Annotated in this window: 7 protein-coding genes and 5 tRNA genes; 4 read left to right on the top strand and 8 right to left on the bottom strand. The window is 36.0% G+C overall.

From position 1 onward, the window contains the following. Positions 1 to 78: 78 nt before the first annotated feature. Entirely contained in the window at positions 79 to 258 is a 180-nt protein-coding gene (locus tag F3G98_RS08675) for a site-specific integrase (protein ID WP_103614478.1), read from the bottom strand. A gap of 4 nt (positions 259 to 262) precedes the next feature. Here F3G98_RS08675 and F3G98_RS08670 point away from each other — a divergent pair, with 4 nt between their 5' ends. Next, positions 263 to 493 carry a hypothetical protein gene (locus tag F3G98_RS08670; protein WP_181001521.1) on the top strand — a complete coding sequence of 77 codons (231 nt, stop codon included), beginning with the start codon at positions 263 to 265 and terminating at the stop codon, positions 491 to 493. 211 nt (positions 494 to 704) lie between these two features. Here F3G98_RS08670 and F3G98_RS08665 read toward each other — a convergent pair whose 3' ends face one another. The 7 genes from F3G98_RS08665 to F3G98_RS08640 form a co-directional block, all read right to left on the bottom strand. Next, a complete protein-coding gene (locus tag F3G98_RS08665) occupies positions 705 to 2,348 on the bottom strand; it encodes a tyrosine-type recombinase/integrase (protein WP_103614479.1) in 1,644 nt (547 codons plus the stop codon). A gap of 62 nt (positions 2,349 to 2,410) precedes the next feature. After that, positions 2,411 to 3,673: a tyrosine-type recombinase/integrase gene (locus F3G98_RS08660; RefSeq protein WP_103593411.1), complete on the bottom strand. Its 1,263-nt coding sequence runs from the start codon at positions 3,671 to 3,673 to the stop codon at positions 2,411 to 2,413. 157 nt (positions 3,674 to 3,830) lie between these two features. Next, a tRNA-Ser gene (locus F3G98_RS08655) sits at positions 3,831 to 3,920 on the bottom strand. A gap of 57 nt (positions 3,921 to 3,977) precedes the next feature. After that, positions 3,978 to 4,133, bottom strand: a complete 156-nt coding sequence (locus F3G98_RS10500; RefSeq protein ID WP_009295236.1) for a hypothetical protein — start codon at positions 4,131 to 4,133, stop codon at positions 3,978 to 3,980. Between the two features lie 31 nt (positions 4,134 to 4,164). After that, positions 4,165 to 4,238: transfer RNA gene (locus F3G98_RS08650), tRNA-Cys, on the bottom strand. 7 nt (positions 4,239 to 4,245) lie between these two features. Continuing rightward, positions 4,246 to 4,332, bottom strand: a tRNA-Leu gene (locus F3G98_RS08645). Between the two features lie 9 nt (positions 4,333 to 4,341). After that, a tRNA-Gly gene (locus F3G98_RS08640) sits at positions 4,342 to 4,416 on the bottom strand. A 103-nt stretch (positions 4,417 to 4,519) separates the two neighbouring features. Here F3G98_RS08640 and F3G98_RS08635 point away from each other — a divergent pair. From F3G98_RS08635 to F3G98_RS08625, 3 genes are all read left to right on the top strand, one after another. Beyond that, positions 4,520 to 4,595, top strand: a tRNA-Ala gene (locus F3G98_RS08635). Between the two features lie 102 nt (positions 4,596 to 4,697). After that, complete coding sequence (locus F3G98_RS08630) at positions 4,698 to 5,438, top strand: phosphotransferase (protein ID WP_103608135.1); 741 nt, start codon at positions 4,698 to 4,700, stop codon at positions 5,436 to 5,438. Between the two features lie 81 nt (positions 5,439 to 5,519). Continuing rightward, positions 5,520 to 6,647: a PepSY-associated TM helix domain-containing protein gene (locus F3G98_RS08625; protein ID WP_103608136.1), complete on the top strand. Its 1,128-nt coding sequence runs from the start codon at positions 5,520 to 5,522 to the stop codon at positions 6,645 to 6,647. Positions 6,648 to 6,678 lie beyond the last annotated feature (31 nt).

The raw sequence follows: 6,678 nt of genomic DNA, 5'->3' as shown, positions 1-6,678 counted from the left end.
TTAACACTTTAATATCAAGTAATAGATTATGGTTTATAGAAAAAAGCATGTATCCATTATAAACCATACATCTAATATCTAATAGCACACCATTTCAACTTTTGCTTTTAAAACACTGGCATTTATATTTGTAGCATATGTTCCGAGTAAAATTTTATACTGCTTCTCATGTCCTACTATTTGAGCTATGATATTTGGCTCTACTTCTTGTTGGACAAGCGTATCTATAAAATAGTGCCAAAATATCGTTATACACAACTTTTTGCTGTTTCTGCAAACGACGCTAAAAAACGACCGCAAGCTATTTTATAGAAAAATTTATGTTTTATTAACTAGAAGCAAGGAAAATTTATACATTCTGACTTCTGAAAAGTTTGACGAAAATTTGCCTGCCGAGATCAAAAACGTAATAGAAACGATAAAAAAATACGCAAGCATAGCAAAAGCTGCCGAAGGGCCGAGCAAAGACAAAAAACCGCAAGCTCAAAAATAAAACTAGCCTCCATAAAACCCGTGCTAAGAGATATAAAATACGGAGCCGAGCTAGTGGTAGCCGGAAGCGAACTCTTTGTCATAATAGCGGGGCTATTTGAGTATAGCTTTAAATTTGGGCTTGCGACTACCAGTCAAACCGAAAAACCGATTTTATACCCATGTCTACATACTAAGTTTTATCAAAATTCGGCAGATTACGGTGTCTTATTTCATTTTGCAGTCATGGCGATGGGTTTATTTTTTGTTTTTCTAGATTTTCTAGGCTTTACGTGTCCGATTTGATTTTTTGGGATATTCAAATATTCAAAAATATATTCAAAGGCGTCAAGTCCTTGTATCGCTAAAATTTTCGCGTCCATGTATTCGGACTTCGCATATGTACCCTGTGTCATATCTGGTGCATAACCCAGTATAGTTTTGGTTATTTTATATTTTACTTGATCTTCGATATCATCTTTTTTTAAATTTTCCGAATGCCCGAGCAATTTCTTATCCGTACCTACATAGTCCTTAAAGCCAGCAAGAACCAGCCACTCATCGATCGCGTTAGCAAAATTTCCCCTAAGTCTATGGACGCTTACCGTATTATCTTTTATTACCTTATCTATTTCGGCATTGAGAGCTTTTGACAAAGTTCCTTTATTTGAATATATTTTTTTAATTTTTGCAATCCAGTCGTATTTGTAGAGATCTTTTAATAATTTATGCAATGGTATGTTTCTATAAAATATCTTATCGGCACCTTGCTTCGCGGTTTTTACCTTCAAAAACGGATGATTGCAATCCGTATAAAAACTATCTTTATTTAAGTTATAAAATTCCTCCGTTCTTATGCCAGTTGTTAGTAGAAATCTTAAACAGTCTAAAATTTCTTTGCGTGCATTATCATATTTGCCGCTAAATATCTTTTTGAGCTCTTCAAGGGTAAAATTTCTTTTATCCGTTACGTTTTTATTTACCCCGTAGTTACTAAGTTTTTCAAACGGATTAAAGCTCATATACCTTTTTGATACCACATAATCAAAAAATGTTCTTACTCTACCTATTATATTATTTACGGTTTTTTCACTTATTGGGTTGCCTTGTTTACCCTTTTTTGCACTTATGTATTCTTGAAACTCCTCTACATCTAGTTTTTCGATCTCATATATGTTGTTATCTTCCATATATTTGATGAATTGATTTATATCGTTTATATATCTTTTTTTGGTTTCCTCCTCATACTTTTGCTTCTTGCCTTCTCTTTTTATAAATTTATCACGCATATCCAGCAAATTTATATTTATTTTTAGTTCTTGATTTTTCGGTAAAAGCTCTTTTTGCTTTTTCGGTAATTTTTTAAGCGTTTCACTCTCTAAGTACCCTGCAATATTGTCGGGTACAAATTGTTTATTGATAAATCTGCCGCCTTTTACTTTTTCATCCGTGAAAATGCCGTACTTTATTACTTCTTCTGGTATATTGTAAGTTTCAAGATCTATTACGCCTGTTTTTGGCTCATTTTGCATATCAAGTTCGTTAACCGAATTTATGATGCTTTTTTGAATTATCATTGCAGTATCTTTGAAAATGACTTGCATGTAATATTTGGTAGGCGTTGAGTCGTTTAATTTTTTTAAAATATCCGCTCTTTTTCGCCATTTATATTTGTCTTTTTTATTTCTGGCATAATTCTTTACGCAATGGTCCATATCTCTCTCAAGCTGCTCCTTATCTAGGGTGTTTCCGATAAAGCCCATCTTGATATTGTCTGTTTTGTTTATAAAATCCTTTTTTATGCCAGAGTAAAACTCAAAAAGCCTACCGAAGTCTACGTTTTCTTCGTCAAGTAAATTTAAAATCTCTTTATTCATATTTTACCTCTTTTTGCCAAATTATACATAACTAGCCAAAGATATTCAATAGAATTTCATCGCTAGAGATTGGAAAATATATTTAGACCATTCATAGCTTTTAGCTTTGCTTTTAGCGAGATATCCTTGGCGTATACGTCTGTTGCTAGATCGGTAGCGTGCCCGAGTAGTACCGAGGTAACATCCGTAAAACCATTTTCTAAGGAGTAATTTTTAATAGCGGACGCAAAATTTGCCCTTAGCCTATGAAAGCTTACGTTGGAGTCCGGTAAAACGGCATGAATATGTTTGTTAAGCCTTTTTCCAAGATAATTACAATCGCTTTTGCCTTTTTTTATTTTCGTTAACCACTTCATATCGCTTAGACGATATATATTTTTATGTATCGGCAGCTCTCTAAATTTAACATCTCCGCCTTTTTGCTTGGCAGTTTGAACTTTGATAAATTTAATACCGTCTCGCTCGCTTACGCTACTTTCATCTAAGCTCCAAATTTCGCTAAGCCTAAGTCCAGTGTGCAAGGCAAACGCCATATAATCTTTAAGCTCCTTTTTATCGGTCTTAAAAATCTTAACCAGTTCGTCCATGCTAAAATTATCCTTCGGCGATTTTTGATCTTTGGAAATTTTAAACGAGCTTAAAAGCTTAAACGGGTTTTGAGATATAAGGCCTATTTTGATAGCATAGTCAAACATTCTACTTGCGTAGCACGTGTAGTTATTGATGGTCTTTTTGTTAAGCCTTTTATTATTTAAGAGATGTAATTGAAAATCCTCGCAGTCCTGGTAAGAAATTTGGGTTATCTGCTTGTGCTTAAAATAAATGTCAAGTGCTTTGGCTACCCTTTGATAGTATCCGGTATTTTTACTATTTGACTTCTTACTTTCGTTTTGAGCGTATCTGGATGCTATATCCGTAAATTTTATCGATTTTCGTGTTTTATTTGGCCTATCGTTTTCTTGACATTCTTTTCTATTGACAAACATATCGTTGTCGGCTTTGGTAATCCCATAAATACCCGATATAACTTTTTCAAATATTTCTTTATATTCGGTCGTCGATAGTCGATGCGATTTGTTTTTAATATTTTTTTGAATGTTGCGTATCTTGTATCTTAACGGTAAATCAATAAATTTTTTGGTTTGAACAGAATTACGTCTATTATCGGCTTCGTTTTTTATTTTTAAAGCGATGGCTTTGGCCTCAAACTCATTGTCCGTAAATAGACAATATTTGACGGTGATAATTTTATCATTTTTCAAGGCCTTATCGAAATAGTAGTAGCTTGGTCTATTTTTGATTCGAGTTATTAATTTAGAAGTCATTGCAAACTCCTAATCTAATAAGCAAACGATGTAACAGAAATCCAAATTCAGTGTAACAAAATAAAATCGTCCGAAATTTGAGACGAAAATATAGTGATATAGGCTGCTTAAAAATGCTGAAATACAGATATCTGAAGATATATTTTAAGAGTGGTTGTGGCCGGGAGATAGGGATTCGAACCCCAGGAGGCTTTCACACCTCAACGGTTTTCAAGACCGCCGCTTTCGACCGCTCAGCCATCTCCCGATTAAAGATTTGTGATTATAGCCAACTTTGCTTAAAATTTGCTATAACCACTAAGAATTATTCTGTTTTTTCTTTGACGTAACTAGCGCCGCTATTAACCTTTTCTTTAGTCCATTCTTTAGCATTATGCGTATCTTCTTTTACGCCGTGCCAAGTGTTTGAACAACCTACCGCAAAAAATGCCATGCATACTATTAAAAGCAATTTTTTCATTGTTATCCCTTTATGTAGTTATTTTTGAAGTTGGAGGCGACACCCGGATTCGAACCGGGGATCAAAGCTTTGCAGGCTCATGCCTTACCACTTGGCCATGTCGCCGTTTTGGTGGTGCCCGAGACCGGACTTGAACCGGTACAGTAAAAACTACCGAGGGATTTTAAGTCCCTTGCGTCTACCATTCCGCCACTCGGGCAAAATTTAATGGAGCGGGAAACGAGATTCGAACTCGCGACCCCAACCTTGGCAAGGTTGTGCTCTACCCCTGAGCTATTCCCGCATTAAAGATTGCAATGTTACCCAAAAGTTGCTTAAAAATTTATTTTATAAAAACGACTTTCAAAAAAATGTAAGCCATAAAAAGATAAAATACCAAATCTTTTGGGGTTATAGCTCAGCTGGGAGAGCGCTTGAATGGCATTCAAGAGGTCGGCGGTTCGATCCCGCTTAACTCCACCATGAATTTAATCTCTTTTTTGCTAACAAATATTTTCACGTTTTTCATGAAATTTTACGTCAAATATATGTAAAAATTTAGAATTCTTTCGCTACATTAACAAAATGTATAATTTAAAACAATATGTAAATGAAATTTTAAAAAATCACCATGATGAGCGTGTATTTAGCTTTGAATTTGATGGGCAAAAATTTTGGTTAAAACGCATTGAAAAGAGCATCGAAGGCAGCTTTTTAACTAAAATTTTCAAACCAAACCCTTATAAGTCATTTGCTGCCGAGATAAAAAAGCTTGAAATTTTAAACGAGGTAAATGCTCCTGCACCAAAACTCGTGTTAAAAGGCGATGAATTTTTCGTTATAGAAGATGTTGGTGAGCCAGTTGCTAGACTATTTAAATATAGTAACGATGAAAAATTTAAACACGAAATTTTACTAAAAGCAGCCCGCGCACTAGCTGGACTTCACGCGCTAAATTTCGCACACGGACGCCCAGCACTTAGGGATATCGCCATAAAAAATGGCGAGATAAAATTTCTAGATTTTGAGTCAAAATTTTTTACTCACGACATAGAACTTCAAAAATACCGCGACCTACTAGTTTTCATCCACGAGCTCTACCGACAAAAAATTTCAAACGAGCTTGTAAAAGAGGCGATTGATGAGTACATTAAGGCTAATGGCAGCGAAATTTATGAGCACTCTTTGCGCTTAATAGTGAAATTTAAGCCACTTTACTACCTGCTAAGGCCGTTTAAATTTTTAGATAAAAAAGATCTAAATGCTGCTATTTCAACATTTGAGCTACTTTTGCCAGCCGCAAAATCCAAAATCACATCCAGATAACTAAAAAATAATCTTCTAAATTTTATCTCCGCTTAACAAAAAATAAATTAATATTCGTTATTAAAATCCAAAAGGAGATATATGCTTTTCAAGCGTAACAAAATCATTTTCAACATCCACCTAATAATCGGCCTAATCGCGACTATACCGCTACTTATCATGACACTTGCAGCGCCATTTGCCTCTTATAGAGAGGAGATAAAATCTGCAATAAATGAAAAATATATAAATTTAGCACCTAGCGAAAAGCCAAATTTAAGCTTAAGCGAGATCCTCGCCAAGGCAAAAAGTGAGATCAAATTTGACACGCTTGAAAACGTACAAATCGGCGGTGAAAACAAAGCTTATAGCATCAGCGTCACTAAAGATAAAAAGCTCTTAAATTTCTTTATCGATCCAAGAAGTGGCGAGGTGATCAGCGAAGATTTGGGCGAGAAAACTCGCATGATAATACTAAGCCTACATAGAAATTTAGGCCTTGCCCTGCTTGATAGCAAAGTCCCAGCCAACATCGGCAAGCAAATAGTCGCCATTAGCTCGATCATCATGGCACTTCTTGCCATAAGCGGCCTCATCCTCTACGCCCCAGCAATCAAGCGAAATTTCTTAAATTCGCTCAAAATCAAGCCAAGCGCAAAGGGCTATGCCTGCTTTTATAACCTACACACGAGCCTTGGCACCTACGTGGCAATCCTACTTGTCGTGATGTCGCTAACTGGCCTTTACTGGTCTTATGGCTGGGTCAGAAACAGCGTAAATAGCGTATTTTTCGACCTAAAACCAAGCCAAGCGCAAAGGGCAATGCCTCAAAGAAATTTAATCCCAATAAGCGACGAGAAATTTAAAGAGATCGAGACTGCGGAGCAAATTTTTAAAGACAATGTCACACTAGAGCTAAAATCACTCACGATAAACGTGCCTGAAAACAACCAAAGCACCTACACCATAAACTACGAAACTAGCGAGAGCCAAGTGGGCAAACTAAAGCTTGACGCGAGCGCTGGCAAGATCAAAGAAAACAAGCTTGTTAGCAAGGCTGATAGCATCCCAGAGGCAAAAAAAGCGGGCCGCAAGGTGCTTAGCTTGCACACTGGAGAGATGTTTGGCGAGGTTGGCCAGATCATCTTTGCCATCTCTTGCGTGATCGCCGTTTTACTAATAATAACTGGCTTTTTGATGACCATAAAAAGGAGCAAAAAAGCCATCTAAATAAAAGTAAATTTTTACCTTGCTTTGGGTA

The sequence above is a fragment of the Campylobacter concisus genome (genome assembly GCF_902460895.1).
GTDB classification, from domain to species: domain Bacteria; phylum Campylobacterota; class Campylobacteria; order Campylobacterales; family Campylobacteraceae; genus Campylobacter_A; species Campylobacter_A concisus_BC.
The sequence above is the reverse complement of the archived record's forward strand: the minus strand, read 5'-3'. Positions and strand labels throughout refer to the sequence as shown.

Coding starts and splice junctions, on each gene's coding strand:
- F3G98_RS08665 (WP_103614479.1), bottom strand. CDS start 2,348: ATGAATAAAGAGATTTTAAATTTACTTGACGAAGAAAACGTAGACTTC.
- F3G98_RS10500 (WP_009295236.1), bottom strand. CDS start 4,133: ATGAAAAAATTGCTTTTAATAGTATGCATGGCATTTTTTGCGGTAGGT.
- F3G98_RS08660 (WP_103593411.1), bottom strand. CDS start 3,673: ATGACTTCTAAATTAATAACTCGAATCAAAAATAGACCAAGCTACTAC.
- F3G98_RS08625 (WP_103608136.1), top strand. CDS start 5,520: ATGCTTTTCAAGCGTAACAAAATCATTTTCAACATCCACCTAATAATC.
- F3G98_RS08630 (WP_103608135.1), top strand. CDS start 4,698: ATGTATAATTTAAAACAATATGTAAATGAAATTTTAAAAAATCACCAT.